This window comes from Pseudomonas sp. 7-41 (assembly GCF_021233075.1).
Classification (GTDB): Bacteria; Pseudomonadota; Gammaproteobacteria; order Pseudomonadales; family Pseudomonadaceae; genus Aquipseudomonas; species Aquipseudomonas veronii.
On record NZ_CP089551.1, the window covers coordinates 970,141 to 992,571 of the forward strand.

Annotated in this window: 14 protein-coding genes, 2 tRNA genes and 3 rRNA genes; 12 read left to right on the forward strand and 7 right to left on the reverse strand. The window is 59.1% G+C overall.

Annotation, left to right across the window (positions count from 1 at the left end; translation table 11 throughout):
- Positions 1-19 precede the first annotated feature (19 nt).
- From LQ249_RS04185 to LQ249_RS04225, 9 genes are all read left to right on the forward strand, one after another.
- Positions 20-1,513, forward strand: a complete 1,494-nt coding sequence (locus LQ249_RS04185) for a CoA-acylating methylmalonate-semialdehyde dehydrogenase (protein ID WP_126589088.1) — start codon at positions 20-22, stop codon at positions 1,511-1,513.
- Positions 1,514-2,136: 623 nt separating this feature from the next.
- A 16S ribosomal RNA gene (locus tag LQ249_RS04190) occupies positions 2,137-3,673 on the forward strand.
- An 82-nt stretch (positions 3,674-3,755) separates the two neighbouring features.
- A tRNA-Ile gene (locus LQ249_RS04195) sits at positions 3,756-3,832 on the forward strand.
- 27 nt (positions 3,833-3,859) lie between these two features.
- Positions 3,860-3,935 (forward strand) — tRNA-Ala (locus LQ249_RS04200).
- Positions 3,936-4,182: 247 nt separating this feature from the next.
- Positions 4,183-7,074 (forward strand): 23S ribosomal RNA (locus LQ249_RS04205).
- 157 nt (positions 7,075-7,231) lie between these two features.
- A 5S ribosomal RNA gene (gene rrf, locus LQ249_RS04210) occupies positions 7,232-7,347 on the forward strand.
- Together the 16S, 23S and 5S rRNA genes with 2 tRNA genes alongside form the textbook arrangement of a ribosomal RNA operon.
- A gap of 169 nt (positions 7,348-7,516) precedes the next feature.
- Entirely contained in the window at positions 7,517-8,176 is a 660-nt protein-coding gene (locus LQ249_RS04215; RefSeq protein ID WP_046384830.1) for a paraquat-inducible protein A, read from the forward strand.
- The gene (locus tag LQ249_RS04220; RefSeq protein ID WP_046384829.1) at positions 8,163-8,786 is read left to right on the forward strand and encodes a paraquat-inducible protein A; all 624 of its coding nucleotides are present in this window, start codon (positions 8,163-8,165) and stop codon (positions 8,784-8,786) included. The genes LQ249_RS04215 and LQ249_RS04220 overlap by 14 nt, the downstream gene beginning before the upstream one ends.
- Positions 8,779-11,082, forward strand: a complete 2,304-nt coding sequence (locus LQ249_RS04225) for a PqiB family protein (protein WP_057005632.1) — start codon at positions 8,779-8,781, stop codon at positions 11,080-11,082. Before LQ249_RS04220 ends, LQ249_RS04225 begins: the two co-directional genes overlap by 8 nt.
- Positions 11,083-11,268: 186 nt before the next feature.
- On the opposite strand, the gene mksF is transcribed toward LQ249_RS04225, so the two are convergent.
- From mksF to mksB, 3 genes are read right to left on the reverse strand one after another with little or no spacing between them, the layout of a single operon-like run.
- Positions 11,269-14,109, reverse strand: coding sequence for an Mks condensin complex protein MksF (mksF, locus tag LQ249_RS04230; RefSeq protein ID WP_079442760.1), 2,841 nt, complete (start codon positions 14,107-14,109; stop codon positions 11,269-11,271).
- Positions 14,106-14,813 (reverse strand): Mks condensin complex protein MksE, encoded by a 708-nt coding sequence (gene mksE / locus LQ249_RS04235; protein ID WP_046384827.1) that lies wholly within the window; start codon positions 14,811-14,813, stop codon positions 14,106-14,108. The genes mksF and mksE overlap by 4 nt, the downstream gene beginning before the upstream one ends.
- Positions 14,803-16,080, reverse strand: coding sequence for an Mks condensin complex protein MksB (gene mksB / locus LQ249_RS04240; protein ID WP_017844511.1), 1,278 nt, complete (start codon positions 16,078-16,080; stop codon positions 14,803-14,805). The genes mksE and mksB overlap by 11 nt, the downstream gene beginning before the upstream one ends.
- A gap of 187 nt (positions 16,081-16,267) precedes the next feature.
- Between mksB and LQ249_RS04245 the strand changes: the two genes are divergently transcribed.
- Together LQ249_RS04245 and rimI are read left to right on the forward strand one after the other, a co-directional pair.
- Positions 16,268-17,011 (forward strand): hypothetical protein, encoded by a 744-nt coding sequence (locus LQ249_RS04245; protein WP_017844510.1) that lies wholly within the window; start codon positions 16,268-16,270, stop codon positions 17,009-17,011.
- Positions 17,004-17,456, forward strand: a complete 453-nt coding sequence (gene rimI / locus LQ249_RS04250; protein ID WP_046384825.1) for a ribosomal protein S18-alanine N-acetyltransferase — start codon at positions 17,004-17,006, stop codon at positions 17,454-17,456. Before LQ249_RS04245 ends, rimI begins: the two co-directional genes overlap by 8 nt.
- A gap of 53 nt (positions 17,457-17,509) precedes the next feature.
- Here rimI and LQ249_RS04255 read toward each other — a convergent pair whose 3' ends face one another.
- On the reverse strand, positions 17,510-17,884 hold the full coding sequence (locus LQ249_RS04255; protein ID WP_046384824.1) for a hypothetical protein: 375 nt from the start codon (positions 17,882-17,884) through the stop codon (positions 17,510-17,512).
- 151 nt (positions 17,885-18,035) lie between these two features.
- On the opposite strand from LQ249_RS04255, the gene can reads away from it, so the two are divergent.
- Positions 18,036-18,680: a carbonate dehydratase gene (gene can, locus LQ249_RS04260; RefSeq protein ID WP_017844507.1), complete on the forward strand. Its 645-nt coding sequence runs from the start codon at positions 18,036-18,038 to the stop codon at positions 18,678-18,680.
- On the opposite strand, the gene LQ249_RS04265 is transcribed toward can, so the two are convergent.
- The 3 genes from LQ249_RS04265 to acpA form a co-directional block, all read right to left on the reverse strand.
- Positions 18,677-19,201 carry an SET domain-containing protein-lysine N-methyltransferase gene (locus LQ249_RS04265; RefSeq protein ID WP_108525184.1) on the reverse strand — a complete coding sequence of 175 codons (525 nt, stop codon included), beginning with the start codon at positions 19,199-19,201 and terminating at the stop codon, positions 18,677-18,679. The two genes, can and LQ249_RS04265, sit on opposite strands and share 4 nt — an antisense overlap.
- A gap of 147 nt (positions 19,202-19,348) precedes the next feature.
- Positions 19,349-20,518 carry a hypothetical protein gene (locus LQ249_RS04270; protein WP_232566209.1) on the reverse strand — a complete coding sequence of 390 codons (1,170 nt, stop codon included), beginning with the start codon at positions 20,516-20,518 and terminating at the stop codon, positions 19,349-19,351.
- A gap of 122 nt (positions 20,519-20,640) precedes the next feature.
- Positions 20,641-22,341 (reverse strand): acid phosphatase, encoded by a 1,701-nt coding sequence (gene acpA, locus LQ249_RS04275; protein ID WP_017844504.1) that lies wholly within the window; start codon positions 22,339-22,341, stop codon positions 20,641-20,643.
- Positions 22,342-22,431 lie beyond the last annotated feature (90 nt).

The window sequence follows — 22,431 nt, forward strand, 5'->3', positions numbered from 1 at the left end:
AACTTTTCAGGAGCCTTGCATGAGCCTTATCCAGCATTTGATCGACGGCCAGTTGGTCAGCGAATCCGGTCGCACCGCCGATGTGTACAACCCGTCCACCGGCCAGGTGATTCACCAGGTGCCGCTGGCCAGTCGCGAAACCATCCAGCGCGCGATCGACTCGGCCAAGGCGGCATTCCCGGCCTGGCGTAATACGCCGGCGGCCAAGCGTGCCCAGGTGATGTACCGTTTCAAGCAGTTGCTGGAGCAGAACGAAGCGCGCATCTCGCAGTTGATCAGCGAGGAGCACGGCAAGACCCTGGAAGACGCGGCGGGGGAATTGAAGCGTGGCATCGAGAACGTGGAGTACGCGTGCTCGGCGCCGGAAATTCTCAAGGGCGAGTACAGCCGCAATGTGGGGCCGAACATCGATGCCTGGTCGGATTTCCAGCCGTTGGGCGTAGTGGCCGGGATTACCCCGTTCAACTTCCCGGCGATGGTGCCGTTGTGGATGTACCCGCTGGCGATCGTCTGCGGCAACTGCTTTATCCTCAAACCGTCGGAGCGTGATCCGAGTTCGACGCTGCTGATCGCGCAATTGCTGCAGGAGGCCGGCCTGCCTAAGGGCGTGCTGAGCGTGGTGCATGGCGACAAGGGCGCGGTGGATGCGCTGATCGAGGCGCCGGAGGTCAAGGCCTTGAGCTTTGTGGGCTCGACGCCGATTGCCGAGTACATCTATGCCGAAGCGACCAAGCGCGGCAAACGCGTGCAAGCGCTGGGCGGCGCGAAGAACCATGCGGTGCTGATGCCGGATGCCGATCTGGATAATGCGGTCAGTGCCTTGATGGGCGCGGCCTACGGTTCCTGCGGCGAGCGTTGCATGGCGATCTCGGTGGCGGTGTGTGTGGGTGACCAGGTGGCGGATGCATTGATCGCCAAGTTGGTGCCGCAGGTCAAGGCGCTGAAGATTGGCGCGGGCACCTCGTGCGGCCTGGATATGGGGCCGCTGGTCACCGGCCAGGCGCGGGATAAGGTCAGCGGCTATATAGAAGACGGTGTGGCCGCGGGCGCTGAGCTGGTGGTCGATGGTCGTGGCTTGAGCGTTGCCGGGCATGAGCAGGGGTTCTTCCTCGGTGGCAGTTTGTTTGACCGCGTGACGCCGCAGATGCGTATCTATAAAGAAGAGATCTTCGGGCCAGTGTTGTGCGTGGTGCGGGTCAATAGCCTGGAAGCGGCGATGCAACTGATCAACGATCACGAGTATGGCAACGGCACGTGCATCTTCACCCGTGACGGTGAAGCGGCGCGTCTGTTCTGTGACGAGATTGAAGTGGGCATGGTCGGTGTGAACGTTCCACTGCCGGTGCCGGTGGCCTACCACAGCTTTGGCGGCTGGAAGCGCTCGCTGTTTGGCGACTTGCATGCTTACGGGCCGGATGGGGTGCGTTTCTATACCCGGCGCAAGGCTATTACCCAGCGCTGGCCGCAACGGGCCAGTCATGAAGCGTCACAGTTTGCCTTCCCTAGCTTGTAAGACGCGTTGAAAGCCGGCCCCTTGGGGCCGGCTTTCGCGTTTTTGCGGCCTTTTTGACCGATATGACAGAATTGTGAAAAAAGGTGTTGACGGCAAATCCTGGACGTCTATAATTCGCCCCACTTCCGGCGCAGTCGAAACGGAAAACTCGTTGGTAAACAAAGAGTTACGCAAGATTCGACAGCGACCTGCTTCAGTTCATCGAAGCCTGGAAGGAGTTGGTAGAGCAGTGTTGTTTGGCTCTATTAACGTTTCGATCTTCTCGGTCGAAAGCGGAGAAAAAGAGGTGTTGACAGCAGCGTGTAACGCTGTAGAATTCGCCTCCCGCTAACGAGAGATCGGAAGCGCAAGTGGTTGAAGTTACAAAGGAAACTTTGAAAACTTCTGAAAATAATCACTTGACAGCAAATGAGGCTGCTGTAGAATGCGCGCCTCGGTTGAGACGAAAGATCTTAACCAACCGCTCTTTAACAACTGAATCAAGCAATTCGTGTGGGTGCTTGTGGAGTCAGACTGATAGTCAACAAGATTATCAGCATCACAAGTTACTCCGCGAGAAATCAAAGATGTAACCAACGATTGCTGAGCCAAGTTTAGGGTTTCTTAAAAACCCAAAGATGTTTGAACTGAAGAGTTTGATCATGGCTCAGATTGAACGCTGGCGGCAGGCCTAACACATGCAAGTCGAGCGGTAGAGAGAAGCTTGCTTCTCTTGAGAGCGGCGGACGGGTGAGTAATGCCTAGGAATCTGCCTGGTAGTGGGGGATAACGTTCGGAAACGGACGCTAATACCGCATACGTCCTACGGGAGAAAGCAGGGGACCTTCGGGCCTTGCGCTATCAGATGAGCCTAGGTCGGATTAGCTAGTTGGTGAGGTAATGGCTCACCAAGGCGACGATCCGTAACTGGTCTGAGAGGATGATCAGTCACACTGGAACTGAGACACGGTCCAGACTCCTACGGGAGGCAGCAGTGGGGAATATTGGACAATGGGCGAAAGCCTGATCCAGCCATGCCGCGTGTGTGAAGAAGGTCTTCGGATTGTAAAGCACTTTAAGTTGGGAGGAAGGGCAGTTACCTAATACGTGATTGTTTTGACGTTACCGACAGAATAAGCACCGGCTAACTCTGTGCCAGCAGCCGCGGTAATACAGAGGGTGCAAGCGTTAATCGGAATTACTGGGCGTAAAGCGCGCGTAGGTGGTTAGTTAAGTTGGATGTGAAATCCCCGGGCTCAACCTGGGAACTGCATTCAAAACTGACTGACTAGAGTATGGTAGAGGGTGGTGGAATTTCCTGTGTAGCGGTGAAATGCGTAGATATAGGAAGGAACACCAGTGGCGAAGGCGACCACCTGGACTGATACTGACACTGAGGTGCGAAAGCGTGGGGAGCAAACAGGATTAGATACCCTGGTAGTCCACGCCGTAAACGATGTCAACTAGCCGTTGGGAGCCTTGAGCTCTTAGTGGCGCAGCTAACGCATTAAGTTGACCGCCTGGGGAGTACGGCCGCAAGGTTAAAACTCAAATGAATTGACGGGGGCCCGCACAAGCGGTGGAGCATGTGGTTTAATTCGAAGCAACGCGAAGAACCTTACCAGGCCTTGACATCCAATGAACTTTCTAGAGATAGATTGGTGCCTTCGGGAACATTGAGACAGGTGCTGCATGGCTGTCGTCAGCTCGTGTCGTGAGATGTTGGGTTAAGTCCCGTAACGAGCGCAACCCTTGTCCTTAGTTACCAGCACGTAATGGTGGGCACTCTAAGGAGACTGCCGGTGACAAACCGGAGGAAGGTGGGGATGACGTCAAGTCATCATGGCCCTTACGGCCTGGGCTACACACGTGCTACAATGGTCGGTACAGAGGGTTGCCAAGCCGCGAGGTGGAGCTAATCCCAGAAAACCGATCGTAGTCCGGATCGCAGTCTGCAACTCGACTGCGTGAAGTCGGAATCGCTAGTAATCGCGAATCAGAATGTCGCGGTGAATACGTTCCCGGGCCTTGTACACACCGCCCGTCACACCATGGGAGTGGGTTGCACCAGAAGTAGCTAGTCTAACCTTCGGGGGGACGGTTACCACGGTGTGATTCATGACTGGGGTGAAGTCGTAACAAGGTAGCCGTAGGGGAACCTGCGGCTGGATCACCTCCTTAATCGACGACATCAGCTGCTCCATAAGTTCCCACACGAATTGCTTGATTCATTGAAGAAGACGATAAGAAGCAGCCCGAAATTGGGTCTGTAGCTCAGTTGGTTAGAGCGCACCCCTGATAAGGGTGAGGTCGGCAGTTCGAATCTGCCCAGACCCACCAATTTTGTGTGGGAACCTGTAGAAATACGGGGCCATAGCTCAGCTGGGAGAGCGCCTGCCTTGCACGCAGGAGGTCAACGGTTCGATCCCGTTTGGCTCCACCACTACTGCTTCTGAAGTTTGAAAGCTTAGAAATGAGCATTCCATCGTGATGATGGTGAATGTTGATTTCTAGTCTTTGATTAGATCGTTCTTTAAAAATTTGGGTATGTGATAGAAAGATAGACTGAACGTTACTTTCACTGGTAACGGATCAGGCTAAGGTAAAATTTGTGAGTTCTCTTAATTGAGAAATTCGAATTTTCGGCGAATGTCGTCTTCACAGTATAACCAGATTGCTTGGGGTTATATGGTCAAGTGAAGAAGCGCATACGGTGGATGCCTTGGCAGTCAGAGGCGATGAAAGACGTGGTAGCCTGCGAAAAGCTTCGGGGAGTCGGCAAACAGACTTTGATCCGGAGATGTCTGAATGGGGGAACCCAGCCATCATAAGATGGTTACCTTACACTGAATACATAGGTGTAAGGGGCGAACCAGGGGAACTGAAACATCTAAGTACCCTGAGGAAAAGAAATCAACCGAGATTCCCTTAGTAGTGGCGAGCGAACGGGGACTAGCCCTTAAGTGGCTTTGAGATTAGCGGAACGCTCTGGAAAGTGCGGCCATAGTGGGTGATAGCCCTGTACGCGAAAATCTCTTAGTCATGAAATCGAGTAGGACGGAGCACGAGAAACTTTGTCTGAATATGGGGGGACCATCCTCCAAGGCTAAATACTACTGACTGACCGATAGTGAACTAGTACCGTGAGGGAAAGGCGAAAAGAACCCCGGAGAGGGGAGTGAAATAGATCCTGAAACCGTATGCGTACAAGCAGTGGGAGCCTACTTTGTTAGGTGACTGCGTACCTTTTGTATAATGGGTCAGCGACTTATTTTCAGTGGCGAGCTTAACCGAATAGGGGAGGCGTAGCGAAAGCGAGTCTTAATAGGGCGTCTAGTCGCTGGGAATAGACCCGAAACCGGGCGATCTATCCATGGGCAGGTTGAAGGTTGGGTAACACTAACTGGAGGACCGAACCGACTACCGTTGAAAAGTTAGCGGATGACCTGTGGATCGGAGTGAAAGGCTAATCAAGCTCGGAGATAGCTGGTTCTCCTCGAAAGCTATTTAGGTAGCGCCTCATGTATCACTGTAGGGGGTAGAGCACTGTTTCGGCTAGGGGGTCATCCCGACTTACCAAACCGATGCAAACTCCGAATACCTACAAGTGCCGAGCATGGGAGACACACGGCGGGTGCTAACGTCCGTCGTGAAAAGGGAAACAACCCAGACCGTCAGCTAAGGTCCCAAAGTTATGGTTAAGTGGGAAACGATGTGGGAAGGCTTAGACAGCTAGGAGGTTGGCTTAGAAGCAGCCACCCTTTAAAGAAAGCGTAATAGCTCACTAGTCGAGTCGGCCTGCGCGGAAGATGTAACGGGGCTCAAACCATACACCGAAGCTACGGGTATCACGTAAGTGATGCGGTAGAGGAGCGTTCTGTAAGCCTGTGAAGGTGAGTTGAGAAGCTTGCTGGAGGTATCAGAAGTGCGAATGCTGACATGAGTAACGATAATGGGTGTGAAAAACACCCACGCCGAAAGACCAAGGTTTCCTGCGCAACGTTAATCGACGCAGGGTTAGTCGGTCCCTAAGGCGAGGCTGAAAAGCGTAGTCGATGGAAAACAGGTTAATATTCCTGTACTTCTGGTTATTGCGATGGAGGGACGGAGAAGGCTAGGCCAGCTTGGCGTTGGTTGTCCAAGTTTAAGGTGGTAGGCTGGAATCTTAGGTAAATCCGGGATTCTAAGGCCGAGAGCTGATGACGAGTCATCTTTTAGATGACGAAGTGGTTGATGCCATGCTTCCAAGAAAAGCTTCTAAGCTTCAGGTAACCAGGAACCGTACCCCAAACCGACACAGGTGGTTGGGTAGAGAATACCAAGGCGCTTGAGAGAACTCGGGTGAAGGAACTAGGCAAAATGGCACCGTAACTTCGGGAGAAGGTGCGCCGGTGAGGGTGAAGGACTTGCTCCGTAAGCTCATGCCGGTCGAAGATACCAGGCCGCTGCGACTGTTTATTAAAAACACAGCACTCTGCAAACACGAAAGTGGACGTATAGGGTGTGACGCCTGCCCGGTGCCGGAAGGTTAATTGATGGGGTTAGCTAACGCGAAGCTCTTGATCGAAGCCCCGGTAAACGGCGGCCGTAACTATAACGGTCCTAAGGTAGCGAAATTCCTTGTCGGGTAAGTTCCGACCTGCACGAATGGCGTAACGATGGCGGCGCTGTCTCCACCCGAGACTCAGTGAAATTGAAATCGCTGTGAAGATGCAGTGTATCCGCGGCTAGACGGAAAGACCCCGTGAACCTTTACTATAGCTTTGCACTGGACTTTGAATTTGCTTGTGTAGGATAGGTGGGAGGCTTTGAAGCGTGGACGCCAGTTCGCGTGGAGCCAACCTTGAAATACCACCCTGGCAACTTTGAGGTTCTAACTCAGGTCCGTTATCCGGATCGAGGACAGTGTATGGTGGGTAGTTTGACTGGGGCGGTCTCCTCCTAAAGAGTAACGGAGGAGTACGAAGGTGCGCTCAGACCGGTCGGAAATCGGTCGTAGAGTATAAAGGCAAAAGCGCGCTTGACTGCGAGACAGACACGTCGAGCAGGTACGAAAGTAGGTCTTAGTGATCCGGTGGTTCTGTATGGAAGGGCCATCGCTCAACGGATAAAAGGTACTCCGGGGATAACAGGCTGATACCGCCCAAGAGTTCATATCGACGGCGGTGTTTGGCACCTCGATGTCGGCTCATCACATCCTGGGGCTGAAGCCGGTCCCAAGGGTATGGCTGTTCGCCATTTAAAGTGGTACGCGAGCTGGGTTTAGAACGTCGTGAGACAGTTCGGTCCCTATCTGCCGTGGACGTTTGAGATTTGAGAGGGGCTGCTCCTAGTACGAGAGGACCGGAGTGGACGAACCTCTGGTGTTCCGGTTGTCACGCCAGTGGCATTGCCGGGTAGCTATGTTCGGAATAGATAACCGCTGAAAGCATCTAAGCGGGAAACTAGCCTCAAGATGAGATCTCACTGGGACCTTGAGTCCCCTGAAGGGCCGTCGAAGACTACGACGTTGATAGGTTGGGTGTGTAAGCGCTGTGAGGCGTTGAGCTAACCAATACTAATTGCCCGTGAGGCTTGACCATATAACACCCAAGCAATTTGACTACTCGAAAGAGCATCAGATTGCGGTGTGTGAAGACGAAACGAACCGAAAGTTCGACTCTTACAAAACACCGAAAACTATCGCATACCCAATTTGCTGAAGCGAGGCCAGCTGGCCACGACTCAGTACCCGAATTTCTTGACGACCATAGAGCATTGGAACCACCTGATCCCATCCCGAACTCAGCAGTGAAACGATGCATCGCCGATGGTAGTGTGGGGTTTCCCCATGTGAGAGTAGGTCATCGTCAAGATTAAATTCCAGAACCCCTGTTTGCTCGCGCAGACAGGGGTTTTGTTTTGGGCGGTCGGAAAGGGTCAAGTGGCTCGCCCCCCTCGGTACTCGACAAAATTGCGCAGTTATTTCTGAACCAGACCACTAGAATAGGTACCTAACCTTTTTTTAGCGTCCGAGCCCTATCTATGCCCGATCCGGTTGATGCCCCCAAGGTGTCGGATTTACCCCTGGACGACCTGGTGGCATGCCATGAGTGCGATTTATTGATGCGCAAACCTGTGCTCGCCCTCGGCGAAAAAGCCCAGTGCCCGCGCTGCGGTTACGAGCTGTACGCACATCGCCACAACGTCGTCGAACGAAGCCTCGCCTTAGTCTTGGCAGCGCTATTGTTGTACATCCCCGCGAACTTTTTGCCCATCATGCAGCTCAATCTACTCGGGCAGTCCTCGGAGGACACCGTGTGGACCGGCGTCGTCGGCCTGTTCGACACCGGCATGCACGGCGTCGCTGCCGTCGTGTTCCTGTGCAGCATGGGTATTCCCCTGCTCAAGTTGCTCTGCCAATTGGCGGTGTTGCTCAGCATCCGCTGGAACATCGGTCGCAGTTACGGGCTGTTGCTCTACCGCATTTACCATCACCTGAGAGATTGGGGGATGTTGGAGGTGTACCTGATGGGCGTCCTGGTGGCGATCGTAAAGCTCGCCGACATGGCCTCCATCACGATTGGCCTGGGTCTGGTCTGCTTCGTCAGCCTATTAATGGTTCAGGTTCTGCTTGAGGTGGTGATGTCGCCCCACCAGATCTGGCAAGCACTGTCAGGAGAGGATGATCATGCGGGCGATTGATGCAGGCATTCTGATTTGTACCGAATGCCACGAATTGAACAAGCAAGAACCAGACACCGATGAGCAAACCTGCACCCGTTGCGGTGCGCTGGTCCATGCCCGTCGCCCCAACAGCCTGACGCGCACCTGGGCCTTGCTGATCACCGCTGCGATTCTCTATATCCCGGCCAACCTGTTACCGATTATGACCGTCAATTCCCTCGGCCAGGGCGATCCCAGTACCATCATGTCCGGCGTGATCCAACTGGTGCAGCACGGCATGTTCCCCATCGCCGCCGTGGTGTTCATCGCCAGCATCCTGGTGCCGACGTTCAAGCTCGTAGGTATTGGTCTGCTACTGTTCTCGGTGCAGCGTCACCAACCGCTGTCGGCGCAACAACGGATTATCATGTACCGCTTTATCGAATTCATCGGCCGCTGGTCCATGCTGGATATCTTCGTGATCGCCATCCTGGTGGCGGTTGTAAACTTTGGACGGCTTGCCAGTGTCGAGGCCAACCTCGGCGCGGCGGCGTTCGCCAGTGTGGTGATCTTGACGATGCTTGCCGCAGTAACTTTTGATCCCCGACTGATTTGGGATAACACGGAGTCGGACGACGACCATGAGTGATTTGCCTAAAGCTAAAACCCGCCCGGCTTCCAACTGGTCGGCTATTTGGGTACTGCCCCTGATCGCCCTGATCATCGGCGGTTGGTTGGGCTGGCGTGCCTATTCTCAGCAAGGCATCGAGATCCAGGTACGCTTCGAAAGCGGCGAAGGCATCCAGGTCAACAAGACCGAAGTAGTCTACAAAGGCATGCCCGTGGGCAAGGTCAAGACCCTGGCCCTGGACGACGAAGGCAACAATCGCGGGGTGATTGCCACCATCGAGATGAACAAGGACGTCGAGCAATACCTCAAGACCAACACGCGCTTCTGGCTGGTCAAACCCAGCGTCAGCCTCGCCGGCATCACCGGCCTGGAGACCCTTGTGTCGGGGAACTACATTGCCGCCAGCCCCGGCGACGGTGAGCCCACACGCAAATTCAAGGCGCTGTCCGAAGAACCGCCCTTGTCCGACGCCAAGCCAGGCCTGCACCTGACCATCAAGGCCGACCGCCTTGGCTCGCTCAACCGCGGCAGCCCGGTGTTCTACAAGCAGATCCAGGTCGGCCAGGTCAAAAGCTACCTGTTGTCCGAGGACCAGAGCACCGTCGAGATCAAGGTCTACATCGAACCGACCTACGCCAGCCTGGTGCGCAAACACACGCGTTTCTGGAACGCCAGCGGCATCAGCATCGACGCCAACCTCTCCGGCGTGAAGGTGCGCAGCGAATCGCTCTCCAGCATCGTCGCCGGCGGTATCGCCTTCGCCACCCCGGAGAATCGCAAGGACAGCCCGCCGACCGACTCGAGCCTGCCCTTCCGTCTGTATGAAGACTTCGACGCCGCCGCCGCCGGCATCAAGGTCAAGGTCAAACTCACCGACTTCGAAGGCCTGCAGGCCGGGCGCACCCCGGTGATGTACAAAGGCATCCAGGTCGGCAGCCTGAAAACCCTGAAGATCGACCCGGACCTGTCCAGCGCCAACGCCGAGCTGACCCTCGACCCATTGGCCGAAGACTACCTGGTACAGGACACCCAGTTCTGGGTGGTCAAGCCGTCGATTTCCCTGGCTGGTATCACTGGGCTCGAGGCGTTGGTCAAAGGTAACTACATCGCGGTTCGTCCCGGTGACAAAGGTTCTCCGCCCCAACGGGAATACGTGGCTCGAGCCAAGGCGCCGCCCTTGGACCTGCGTTCCCCTGGCCTGCACATGGTGCTGTTCACCGACAGCCTCGGCTCCCTGGATGTCGGCAGCCCGATCCTCTACAAGCAGGTCAAGGTCGGCTCGGTGCAGAGCTACCAGTTCTCGCGCAAAAACAAGCAACTGGTGATCGGCGTCCATATCGAGAAGGAGTACGCCAACCTGGTCAATGGTTCGACGCGTTTCTGGAACGCCAGCGGCGTGACCCTGACCGGCGGCCTCACCGGCGGTATCCAGGTGAAAAGCGAATCCCTGGCCAGCCTGATGTCCGGCGGTATCGCCTTTGAAACGCCGGAACCGAACGTGCCGCTGAAAAAACGTATCCCACGTTTCCGCCTGTTCGCCGATCGTGAAGCGGCCAATCAGAGTGGCACCCTGGTGACCATCAAAGTCGACCGCGCCGACGGCCTGCGCCCCGGCACCCCGGTGCGTTTCAAAGGCCTGGACGTCGGTAAGATCGAGAGCGTCGACCTCAGCGCCGATCTGCAATCGGTGCTGCTCGGTGCGCGCATCACCCAGGTGACGGATCGCATCGCACGCGTCGGCAGCCAGTTCTGGGTGGTCAAGCCGGAACTGGGCCTGATGAAAACCTCGAACCTGGAAACCCTGGTCACCGGCCAATACATCGAAGTACTGCCCGCGCTGAAAAACGCCGGGCCGCAGAAGAGCTTCGTCGCGTTGGACCAGCCGCCCGAAGCCGTCCACCAGGAGGCAGGCCTGAGCCTGGTACTGAGTGCCGCACGCCGTGGTTCGCTCAAAGAAGGCGTGCCCGTCACTTACCGCGAAGTCACTGTGGGCAAAGTCACCGGCTACGAATTGGGCCAGACCGCCGACCGCGTGCTGATCCACATCCTGATCGAGCCCAAGTACGCGGCGTTGGTGCGCAGCGGCAGCCGCTTCTGGAACAGCAGCGGCTTCGGTCTCGACTTCGGCCTGTTCAAAGGCGCGACGGTACGCACCGAATCCCTGGAAACCCTGGTTGCCGGCGGCATCGCCTTCGCCACGCCCGATGGCGAACGCATGGGCAGCGCCGCGCGGCCGCAGCAGACCTTCCCGCTGTTCGACAAGTTTGAGGATGAGTGGCTGACCTGGGCGCCTAAGATTCCGCTGGGCAAGTAGACCGAGGCGCGGCTATCGCGGGCAAGCCCCCTCCCACAAGTGACCGCGTTTATCCTGTAGGAATGCGCTCACCTGTGGGAGGGGGCTTGCCCGCGATGAGGCCCTCAAAAACACCACCAAACCCCAGCCCACAAAAAAGGCCGCGATCCATAAGATCGCGGCCTTTTGGCATTTCACCGCCGAACGTCAGACCTCATCCAACTCCGGCTCATCCGCCTGCACAGTCACCGTTGCCTTCACCGCATCATGGCGCCGGATGTACTTCCAGTCCGCCTCATCGATGTAGATCCCGTTCGGCCCGCTGCCGCCTTCCAGGTCGATCGCCACCTGGGCCGACACCTGCGGCTTCACGCTCGCCAGGATCGGCACGAAGCCCAATTGCAGGCTGGTCTCCAGCAGCGCCGCCTGGTTCTTCTCATCGATGTCGGCCGCTTCGTCGAGGTAGTACGGCAAGCGCACGCGCCCGGCCTGGTCGCGGTCCATCAAGTGCAGCAACAAATACATGTTGGTCAGCGCCTTGATGGTCATGGTGGTGCCGTTGGACGCCGCGCCATCAATGTCGGTGTGAATCACCGGCTGGCCATGCACCTTGGTGATCTCGAACGCCAGTTCGAACAAGTCCTTGAGGCCCAACTGGTTGTGGTTGGCCGCCACCAGGCGCGCCAGGTATTCCTTGGCCTCTTCGTTCTTGTTGTCCTGCTCGGCGCTCTGGCTCAAGTCGAACACCGACAGGGTTTCGCCTTCTTCGTACTGACCGGCGCTGTGGATGATCTGGTCGATATGCTTGAGCGCTTCCTTGTTCGGTGCCAGCACGATGCGGAAACTCTGCAGGTTCGACACCTGGCGCTTGTTGATCTCGCGGTTGAACAAGGCCAGTTGGTGTTCCAGGCTGTCGTAGTCGCTGCGGATATTGCGCAAGGTCCGTGCGATATCGGTGACCGCCGCGCGCCGTGCCTTGCCCAGGGTCAGGGCTTCGTCGGTACGGTGAGCATAGGCGTTGATCAGCAGTTGCAGGCGCCGCTCCACGTCATCCTCGCTGTCGAACTTGGCCACGCCCTTGAGGCGAACCTGGGCGTACAGCGCTTCGATCTGGCCATCAGCGCGCAGCAAGCCTTGCCAGCTGTCCTGATAGTCATTGAGCAGCGGCAACAGGTTGTCCATGGAATCGTCGACCGGGTCCATGAACGACGTGCCGAACGGCAAGTCCGCCGGCAGCAACTGGCGACGGCGCAAAGCGTCATCCAGGGTGCGTTGCTTGGCTTCCATATCGCCGATCTGGCGACCGACCAGTTGCAGCTTGGCCGACAGTTGCTGGACACGTTCGGTGAACGCATCGCTGGAGCGTTTCAATTCATCCTGGGCGGCTTCCATCTGCGCCAGCTGTTCCAGCTTCTCGCCTTCTTCGGCGCTCAGGGTTTGCGCACGGCGGAAATCTTCCAGGGCCTTTTGCGCGTCCAGCACTTGCTGGTACAGCGCTTCGGTCTGGGTTTTACTCGCGGCGCGGTCAGAGGCCACCGCCTGCTGCGTCTTGAGCTGCTTGAGTTCTTTTTCCAGGCGCTCTTTCTGGTCGCGCAACGCCGCACGATCCGCCAGGGCCTGCAAGGCGGGCGGCTCGATGTGGGAGATGTCGATCGACAGCCCCGGCACTTCAAAGCGCTCACCCTTGAAACCATCGAGGATCAGTTCCAGGGATTTGACCCACTGGCCGTCCTCATCCAGCGTGATGCCATGTTCACCCAGCGGCAGGCTGAACAGCGAACTGTTGAACAGACGCATCAGACGCTCGACATCTTGCTGCGAGAATTCTTCGCGCAGCTTGGCGTAACTGTTGTTGTCTGCGTGATCGAGCTGTTGCTTGACCGACTTCAGGCGTTTTTCCAGCTCGCGCAGGCGCTCGTCCAAGTCCTCGGCGCTGAACTGCCGCGACTGCGCCAGGGCGCCGGCGAGTTCATCGTGGGCATCCTTGGCTGCCAGCAGTTGCTGTTCCAGCACCCTGACATCATCGACCAGCGCAAAGCGATGCTTGAGCACCGACAGCTCGCCCAGCCAACGCTGGATACCGCTGATTTCGCGCTCCAGGCGCATCAGCTCCTGGGTGCCGCCACGTTGGTCGTGCTGCAGCGCGTCCTGCTCGTTGCGGTAGTGCTCGGCCTGGATGGTCAGCTCTTCCTTGCGCGCACTGGCGTAGTCCGACCAGGTGCCCAGCAGCGAGTCCAACAGCGGCGACAGGCGATGCAATTTACCGCGCAGGATGTCGCGTTGTTTCACGCCATTGGCCAGGGCCTCGACCAGCGGGCCGGCGGCGACCAGGGAGTTGTAGTCCTGCTCCATGCGTCGCACGTCGCGGAAGGCTTCTTCACACGCGGCGATGTAATCGACACTGCCGGAGCGCAGGCTGTGCTCGAACGCATCGAGGAACAATTGCTTGAGCTTGGCTGCGGTGATTTCGCGCATGTGCAGCAGGTTGATAAACAGCGCGCGGAAGGTCTTCAGGCTCTGTTCGCTGGTGGAACGCAGCGGGATCAGCGTCAGGTCCAGTGGGATCGACGTGTGGCCGCCGACCAGCAAACGGCGTAGTTCATCGGGCTTGAGTTCGTAGGCTTTCAGGCCCTCGCGCTCCAGGTTGGTGAACAGCTCTTTCTGGCGCAGGCAGGTGTCGTTTTTCTGGTAGTGGGCCAGGTCGAGCTTGCCGGCGTAGGCAAAGAACTGGTGACCGAAACCACCGCCCGGGCCGCGCCCGACCACGCCGATCACATGCGGGCCGTGGGGCAGGGAGACTTCCACGAGGATGTAGCTGGTGTCGGTGGCGAAGTAGAAGCGCCGCGATTGTTCCAGGGTGTACTTGCCGAAACTCATGTCCGACATGCGCGCCAGGATCGGGAACTGCAAGGCGTTGATCGATGCGGATTTACCCAGGTTGTTCGCGCCGTACACCGACAGCGGCTCTTCGAGCGGGAACAAACCGAGGCTGTAGCCGGCGGTATTCAATAGGGCGAAGCGGCGGATGCCGTAGCGTTCCTTGCTCATGCGTCGGTCTCCTGTTCTTCGGCAATGGCGCGGGCCAGGGCGTCTTCTTCGCTTTCGTCGGCAAAGTCGCTCAAGTCCAGCGGGTCATCGGTCTTCAGCAGTTTTTCATCGCTGTCTTCATCGATGAGCACCGGTGTCGGCAATGGCAGCACGCTGTGGATGCTGGCCGCGAGGTCGCGGTCCTGTTGCACCGACAGGCACACATCGAGGAAGCGATGCATCGGCGGCAGGAAGCGATAGATGCCGTTTTCTTCGCTGGCAAAACCCAGTTGGGTCATGCGGCGCATGATTTTCTCTTCGAGCTCTTCCTGGGTTTGCACTTCGGCCTGGATAAACAGGTCGCGGTATTTTTCCAGCAGTGACGGCAGTTCATCGCGGCCGAGGCTGCCGCCGTCGAGCACGGCAATCGGGTCGCGGCCCTGGTCGGCAAGGTGCTCGACGATGATGAAGGTGAACAGCGCCAGGCGCTGCGCGGTCTTGTTCACCTGCGCGCTGGCGATGGCCGAATCCGGCACGAAGTAATAGAAACCACGGGTATCGCACACCAGTTCAAAGCCCAGGGCCTTGAACAGCGTGCGGTACTGGTCCTGGAAATTCGACAGTTGCGCGTACAGCTCCGGGTCGCGGCGGCTGACGTGGTAACCCTTGAACAGCTCGCGAAAGATCGGCGCCAGCTGGGACAGTTCGGATAGATCAAGATGCATAAGGGGTGCTCGCAGAATTCTCGGCGGCGTCGGGCGTGGCCGGGAGCAGGGCGAATGAGCGCAGGCTGACCTGATGCTCGTGTGTGTGGTAATCGCGGCGTTCCAGGCGCTCGCGCTTGAAGCGTTTTTCGCGGGACAGGCGCGAGAACCAGTAGAGCAATTCGTCGGTGGCGCCGTCCGGTTCCTGTTCCAGCAGCCAGGTCATCAGGTCCGGCATCGGCAGCGCGTCTTCGCAGCGTTCGAGCATTTCCTTGACCGTGCGCGGTGCGCGCTGGGCTTCGCCTTTATGGGACTTGTGCGCCTTGGGGAAGCGCGCCGGTTTCGGCTCGAAGTTCGCCAGGGCGTACACGTAGGCCTCGACCTGGCTCGCGCTGCCGAGGAAGGTGCTTTGCGGCCGGGTGAACATCGGCATCGCGGCCTGCGGCACCGCGTCCAGGCCTTTACGGCGAATGGCCGACAGCGCCAGCGCGGCGCCACGGGTCACGGCGTTGTGCCGACGCGCTTCTTCACGCAGCGGCAGCAGCAGCTCGCGGGCGTGACGCAGGGTCAACTGGGCGCTGGTCTGCATTTCGAGGATGCGCGCGTGGGTGCGCAACAGCATGTCGTCGTCGACCAGATGGCCGAGGCGCTGCTGCTCGGTGAGCAGGCGCAGCAGCACGTTTTCGACCTTGCGCACGCCTTGTTCGAAGGCGCCGTCGGCGTTCACCAGTTGGATCATCGGTTCGACGTATTCGTCCCAGGTCGCCAGCACTTCGGCGTAGCGCTGACGCAACGGGATCTGCCGGTCGCTGGTCTTGGCGCGGTCGGCCACGGCGGCGAGGGCTTGTTCGTCGTTGGCGAGTTTTTTCAGCACGTCGCGCACGCGCATGTCGAGCAGGCGCAGTTGCCGGGCCAGGTCGTGGCCGTCACGGATGTCGAAGGCGTCCTGGATATAACCGGCCAGGCGCTCGAGGTGGCGCAGGTAGGCTTCGATTTCCAGGCACAGGCCAAGCCGGTGCTCCTTGCGAAGATAGGCGAGGAAGTCGTGGATCTGCGCATTGAGCTCGAAACGGTTCGGGCTCTTGGCGACAGGCACCAGGATATCCAGGCGAATCCACACGTCCAGCAGGCTGGTGATGTCCTGGGGCGTGCTGTCCAGTTGTTGGGCGGCCAGTTGTGCGCGCAGCTCGCCGAGGCTCAGGGTGCCTTGGTCGAAGTGTTCGCACAGTGGCTCAAGTAAGGCCCAGTGTTCGGCGAGGGCGCGCAGGACGCGCTTGGGTTCGATCATGGGAATGGCCGGCTGGTTGGCGATTAAAAGTCGCGATTGTACTGCATCAGGCGCGGGATTTATCCACAGCCGGTCAGTGCGCAGTGGGCGATTGTTACCGAACAGCGGTAGAATCCCCGCTCTTTACTTATCCACAAGTGGCCGAGCTGTGCTTATCGAGTCCCGACGTCGCGCTTACTTGACCGCCATGCAGGTGGTCAACTGGCTGCCCCGCACCGAACTGCCGTTTGCCGCCCCGTCGCGGCCCGAGCTGCTGCAGGCGCTCGAGCCCGATGACGGATTGGAAACGTCGGGCGAGGAGGCGGCTGCGCCCGTGGCGGTGGTCAAGCCTGAGCCGCCGACGCGGCCGGTGGTCGAACGCGCCAAGGTCGAGGTGCCACGCCCGTCGCCGATGGCCAAGCCGGCGGTGGCTGAAGAGGCGGCTCCGGTGGTCAAGGCGCCTGTCGTCCCACCGCCGCGGTTTGCCCTGCAATTGCTGCGGGCCGGGCGTTGCCTGTTGCTGGTCGAGCTGCCTACCGGCGAGCGCTTCCAGACCCGCGACCCGGCCTACATGTTGCTCAAGGACATGCTGCGCGCTGCCGGCCTGCCCGACAGCCCGCAAATCGTCGGCGACCCGGTGCGCTGGCCGTTGCTGGTGCGCGGCACCATGGACCAGGGCCCGGACGCCGCGCGGGATTTTGTGCAAGGTTTTGTGTCGGCACGCCTGGAAGACGAACCCTGCGTGTGCCTGTGGCTGATCGGCCTGCCCGCCGTGCGGTTTGCAGGCGAAGCCGATGCCGAAGTCTGGTACCGCGAGCTGCAGGTCGAAGGCCTGGGCTCGGTATGGGCCCTGCCGGGCCTGGAATTATTAATGGAAGAGCCACAGCGTAAGGCTGATGTCTGGCAAGCCATGCGCCGGCTGATGGCGCGCTGGAAAACAATCGATGAGTGAGGCTTTATCCTTCCGCCCGATGACCGAGGCCGACCTCGACGCCGTGCTGAAAATCGAATATGCGGCATACAGCCACCCCTGGACCCGCGGGATCTTTCTCGACGGGCTGGGCAAGTACCAGATCTGGCTGATGTTCGAAGGTGAGCAGCAAGTGGGCCACGGGGTGGTGCAGATCATCCTCGATGAAGCGCATTTGCTGAACATCACCGTCAAACCGGAAAACCAGGGCCGCGGTCTCGGCCTGGCGCTGCTCGAGCACCTGATGTCCCGCGCCTATGCCGCCAGCGCACGGGAATGTTTCCTCGAAGTGCGTGACAGCAATGCCGGCGCGTTCCGGCTGTATGAACGCTATGGCTTCAATGAAATCGGCCGTCGGCGAGATTACTACCCAGCCGTCGGCGGTCGCGAAGATGCGGTCGTGATGGCCTGCACCCTCGTCGACTGAACACGCAACCCATGTGGGAGCCAGCTCCCTCCCACATTTGGAACTACAGGGTGTCAGCGGTTGCCGTCGACAGGATCTCGCTCGGCCAATTCGGCCTCATCCAACCCGTTGCCGCCGCCGATGTCATCTTCATTCACGATGCTCAGGTCCCAATCGGCCTGTTCGCCTTCGCCTTCTTCCTGTGCATCCCGTGCGCCGTCCTCGCGGATCAGGTTCTCCGGGCTCATCTCGTCATCGGTCGTCTCGGCCTCGCCCACCCGTTTATCGCGCATCCGGTGTTTGCGCTCGACAAGCGGCAGTTCATCGCCGATTTGCGCCGTCGGCTCTTGATCGTCAAAGTCCAGCTCGCGCACCGAGCCCATGCGATCCTCATTGTCATCAATCGGTTCCGGCTGTGTAGCGCCGTATGGACGTCGTGATTCAGTCATGGCCAATCCTCATACTGTGGGGCTTATAGTGTGTGGACAGGCCTGGCGCACCAAGATTCAAGTCATCGCCTGCCGTCTATCTTTATTCCGGGCGTGACCCGGACGGGCGGTCGTCTGTCAAAGCTGCGCATCATTCCTGAGGCTTTCCCTGATGAACGAACTACAAGAGCTGCTTGATAACAACGAACGCTGGGCGGATGCGATCAAACAGGAAGATCCCGAATTCTTCGCCAAACTGGCCCGCCAGCAAGCACCGGAATACCTGTGGATCGGCTGTTCCGACGCCCGCGTACCGGCCAACGAAATCGTCGGCATGCTGCCGGGTGATCTGTTCGTACACCGTAATGTGGCCAACGTGGTGCTGCACACCGACCTTAACTGCCTGTCGGTGATTCAGTACGCCGTCGATGTGCTCAAGGTCAAACATATCCTGGTCACCGGCCACTATGGCTGCGGCGGTGTGCGGGCGTCGATGCAGGACCGTCAGTTCGGCCTGATCGACGGCTGGCTGCGCACCATTCGCGACCTTTACTACGAAAACCGCGATCTGCTGGCCAAGTTGCCGACTGAGGAAGAGCGCGTCGACCGCCTCTGCGAATTGAACGTGGTTCAGCAGGTGGCCAACGTCGGTCATACCAGCATCGTGCAAAACGCCTGGCACCGGGGGCAGAGCCTGTCGATCCACGGTTGCATCTACGGCATCAAGGATGGCCGCTGGAAGAGCTTGAACACCACCATCACTGGTTTTGAGCAGTTGCCGCCGCAGTATCGCTTGCGCCCGCTGGGTGAAGCCTAAGGGCGCTTGCGCTCGCGCCACAGGGTCATGAACGTCTGCCCTTCGGCGTTCAGCGGCTCCTGGCTGCCGGTGATCCAGCCCCGGCAGTTCAGCTCGCCGCATTGGCACGCGAACTGCCGGAACAGCGCGTCCTCGGTGCAGGCGTAATCCAGGGTCAACAGGGCGCCGGCCGCGATGGGCTGCACGGTCCAGAGCTCCAGGTAGGTGGTGTCCAAAAATACATTCGGGTTGCAGGAGTGGCGCAGCAGGCCGCAGAACCAACAGTCGTACAAGTGGATGCGCGGCGACAGTTGCAAGGTGTGCGGGCGTCGCTCGTTCACCGCGTAGCCGGAGACCTTGGCAATGCGTATGCGACTCTCAAAGGTGATGCGTGCCTTGACCCTGGCCCCGGCGCCGTCCCTGGAGTGGGTGACCTGGAAGTGTTTGGACGAAGGGTAGCCCTGCCCGACGAACAGTGTCTTGAACGGGTAAAGGCAGTCATTCACAGGGTTTACAGCCTTATCCATGGCGCGAGTTTTCATAACTCTCCTGGGGTGGGCTGCATCGACCTGCGGGTGGTGTCTGACTGCCAGTCTTGCAGCGGATGGGCCCGGATCAAGACTCGCTGAACATAACGCCGATTTCTACTGTCAACTTTGACAGTAGAAATCGGTTTTTTTTTTGCGCTTTTACAGCGCCGGGGCGCTGATCGTCGGGGTGGGCGCGGCGTCTTTCAGTTGTTTGAGCTGGGCTTTGATCGCGGACGTGGCGCATTTCGCGTTGGCCTGTTCCGGGGTCAGGTTGCGCACCGAGGTGTAGAACAATTCGCAGGTCTGTTCTTTACGCGTGACCTGCCAGGTGTTCATGCACGCCTTGAGCAGCACATTCGCATCGCTCGCCGGTTTCTGGCCCATTCCGGCTTGCCAGCAGGCGGCGCTCAAATCCTGGCCCATCACTTTCAAACCGGCCTCGTCGGCCTTCTGCTCGTTACCGTCATACGTGTCGGGGCTTGCCGCATACCAGATGTAACTGGGGTGGTTGGCGCCCAGGACCGAGACGGTTTTGCCGGGGATCGGGCTGATCTGCGCCAGGCCCAGCACACCCACGGTTTGCCCGTATTGTTGCTTGATCCAACTGCGCACCGGTGCGCCGAACGCGACCATCGGCAACGCACCTTTGGGCGGCACGCTCAGTTCCTTGACCATGCGTGTCTGGTAGTCGGTGAAGTAGCTGTAGACGTTTTCCAGGTCTTTCCCGGCGTTGGACGGCGCGGCGATCGGGGCGATGTCGATGATGGTCTGGTAGGCCGGGGTTTCGGTGGCCGGAATGCCATTGTCGACGAGCAGGGCGGCCCAGCGGTCGGTGGTGGCCGATTCCAGGTAATCCTGGGCCTGGGTCAGTGAGTAATCTGGCGGAAAGTGCAGCAGTTCGATGCTTTTGCGGTTTTCCAGGGCCATGCCCAGCGGCAGGAACAAGTACCAGTTGTAAGCCCACTTGCCATCGCTGTTAAGCCGGCTCGCGCCCTGGTAGGCCAGGTCGGCGGTAGCGAGCAAGCTCGTCAGCGGCTGGCCATAGTTGTCGGGCACGCCACTGAAGGTCGCCGCGACCTGGCCGTCATGCTTTCTGACGCTGACCTTGGCGCGGCTGTAACCGTCGCGCTGCAGGCTCTGGTTGAGGTAGTGCTCGACGGTCTGCTCCAGCGTCCACGGCCGGAAGCAGATCACGTTGCAGTTATTGGGGTAAGCGAACAACTGGGTAACCCGTTGCGTGCTGCCCAGCGGTACGTCGATGTCGGCCTGTACGACCGCACTCGCGATCAGTGCGGCCAAGGTGAAGGACAACCTGGTCGGTTTAAACATAGATGATTCCTTGTCAGCGAGAGCCCGTCTGCGCGGGGTGAAAGCCCACCTCCACACAGTAGCGGCTGACCAGGAAAACCGCGTGCAAAATCGCCGGGCGTGTCGCTATTGGATAAGCCGTCCTACACCTCGAACTGCAACGCATTGCTCAAGTCGCCCATCGGTTTCTGGCCGCGGGCGATCATGGCGTCGTCGCGCCGCTTGAGCCCGTCCAGTGTCTCCAACTGGAAGACGCGGGTGATCAGGCGCAGGATCGACGCGGTGTCGTACACCGTATGGTCCACCGTGCCTTTGCGCGCGAACGGCGACACCACCAGGGTCGGAACCCGTGTGCCAGGGCCCCAGCGGTCGCCTTTGGGCGGTGCCACGTGGTCCCACCAGCCGCCGTTTTCATCGACGGTCACCACCACCACCATGTTTTTCCACTGCGGGCTTTCCTGCAGCACCTTGAGGGCGCGGGTGATATGGCGGTCGCCCGAGGCTACGTCGGCATAACCGGCGTGCATGTTGAGGTTGCCCTGGGGTTTGTAGAAGGTCACGGCGGGCAGCTTGCCCGCCTGCGCGTCGGCAAAGAACTTGTTGGTGCTCGACTCATCGCCCAGGCCCGCGTCGCGCAGGCGCTTGTCACGCTCCGCGCGGTTTTCCGGGCCCTGTTGCTTGAAGTAGTTGAACGGCTGGTGGTGGTACTGGAAGTTGGGGATCTTCGGAATGCCGCCCGAGTCCTTGAACTGTTCCAGCGTCGCTTGCCAGGCCCCGGCGTACCAGGCCCAGTCGATGTTCTTTTTCGACAGCTTGTCGCCGATGTGTTCGTGGGTCTGCGGCACCAGCACGTTGGGCAGGTCGGGCTTGGCGTAGTCCGGGTTTTGCGGGTCGCGAATCCAGGTCGGCCAGTAGGGCGGGGCCAGGGTGTTCACGGCGTAACCGTCCGGGGTCAGCGCGCTCGGGCCGAACTGCGGCGGGCCGCTCATGGCGCTGGCCGGGGATTTGTCCAGGGGCTTGAGGCGTGGGTCGGTGGGATCGTCGCTTTGCAGCGTGGCGATCTGCGCCTTGGCCACCGACTGCGCGGCGTTCGGATAAACCGGCGCGGTCGCGCTGATCAGGTATTGGTGGTTGAGGAACGAGCCGCCAAATGCGCCCTGGAAGAAGTTATCGCAGAGCACAAACTCCTTGGCCACGTCCCACAGGCGCAGGGAATAACGGCTCTGGGCGTAATGCCCCATCACCAGGCCGCCGGAATCGGCCCAGGCGACGAAATTGTCGTTCTTGCCGCCGTTGATCTGCATCTGGTTCTGGTAGAACACGTGCCACAAATCCCGGGTGACCAGGCTCAAGGGCAGGTCTTCGGCGTTCGGGCCCTTGAGGGCGAACGGGGCGTTGGGCAGGTTTTCCTGGAATTGCACTTCGCTGGGGTAGGTCACCCCGTCGACGCTTTGCGAGCCGACTTGCAACACACCACCCCACACCGGGGGCAGGGTGGTCAATACGCTGGCGTCGCGGTCGCGCTGCTGATAGTCGGCGGGAGACAATGCCGACAGCGGTTTCTCCAGCCCGGGGAAATCGGCAAACAGGTTGTTGAAGCTGCGGTTTTCGGCGTAGATCACCACGACGGTTTTCACTTGGTCGTGTAATGCCTTATCCAACTCTTGCGGCGTGAGCGGCCGAGGCAGCGGTTTGCCCGGCGCGTCGCCGGGATTGCCGCAGGCACTCAAGGTCGCGCCCACCCCCAGCACCGCTGCGCCGCCGAGGAAGCGCCGCCGGCTGGTGTCTACCGGCGGTTGATCGATGGAATCGGGGGCCGGGCGGTCTTCGTGCTCGTCACTCATTGCGGGAGTCCTTGCTGGCGGTTTGTTGCAAGATATTTCGCCAGGACGGTAGCAGTGGAATGTGACGCAGGGAAGACAGCTTGAAGTTAC

Bases quoted from the DNA above. Each gene is read 5' to 3' on its own strand.
- LQ249_RS04185 (WP_126589088.1), top strand. From the start codon at position 20: ATGAGCCTTATCCAGCATTTGATCGACGGCCAGTTGGTCAGCGAATCC.
- LQ249_RS04215 (WP_046384830.1), top strand. From the start codon at position 7,517: ATGCCCGATCCGGTTGATGCCCCCAAGGTGTCGGATTTACCCCTGGAC.
- LQ249_RS04220 (WP_046384829.1), top strand. From the start codon at position 8,163: ATGCGGGCGATTGATGCAGGCATTCTGATTTGTACCGAATGCCACGAA.
- LQ249_RS04225 (WP_057005632.1), top strand. From the start codon at position 8,779: ATGAGTGATTTGCCTAAAGCTAAAACCCGCCCGGCTTCCAACTGGTCG.
- mksF (WP_079442760.1), bottom strand. From the start codon at position 14,109: ATGAGCAAGGAACGCTACGGCATCCGCCGCTTCGCCCTATTGAATACC.
- mksE (WP_046384827.1), bottom strand. From the start codon at position 14,813: ATGCATCTTGATCTATCCGAACTGTCCCAGCTGGCGCCGATCTTTCGC.
- mksB (WP_017844511.1), bottom strand. From the start codon at position 16,080: ATGATCGAACCCAAGCGCGTCCTGCGCGCCCTCGCCGAACACTGGGCC.
- LQ249_RS04245 (WP_017844510.1), top strand. From the start codon at position 16,268: ATGCAGGTGGTCAACTGGCTGCCCCGCACCGAACTGCCGTTTGCCGCC.
- rimI (WP_046384825.1), top strand. From the start codon at position 17,004: ATGAGTGAGGCTTTATCCTTCCGCCCGATGACCGAGGCCGACCTCGAC.
- LQ249_RS04255 (WP_046384824.1), bottom strand. From the start codon at position 17,884: ATGACTGAATCACGACGTCCATACGGCGCTACACAGCCGGAACCGATT.
- can (WP_017844507.1), top strand. From the start codon at position 18,036: ATGAACGAACTACAAGAGCTGCTTGATAACAACGAACGCTGGGCGGAT.
- LQ249_RS04265 (WP_108525184.1), bottom strand. From the start codon at position 19,201: ATGAAAACTCGCGCCATGGATAAGGCTGTAAACCCTGTGAATGACTGC.
- LQ249_RS04270 (WP_232566209.1), bottom strand. From the start codon at position 20,518: ATGTTTAAACCGACCAGGTTGTCCTTCACCTTGGCCGCACTGATCGCG.
- acpA (WP_017844504.1), bottom strand. From the start codon at position 22,341: ATGAGTGACGAGCACGAAGACCGCCCGGCCCCCGATTCCATCGATCAA.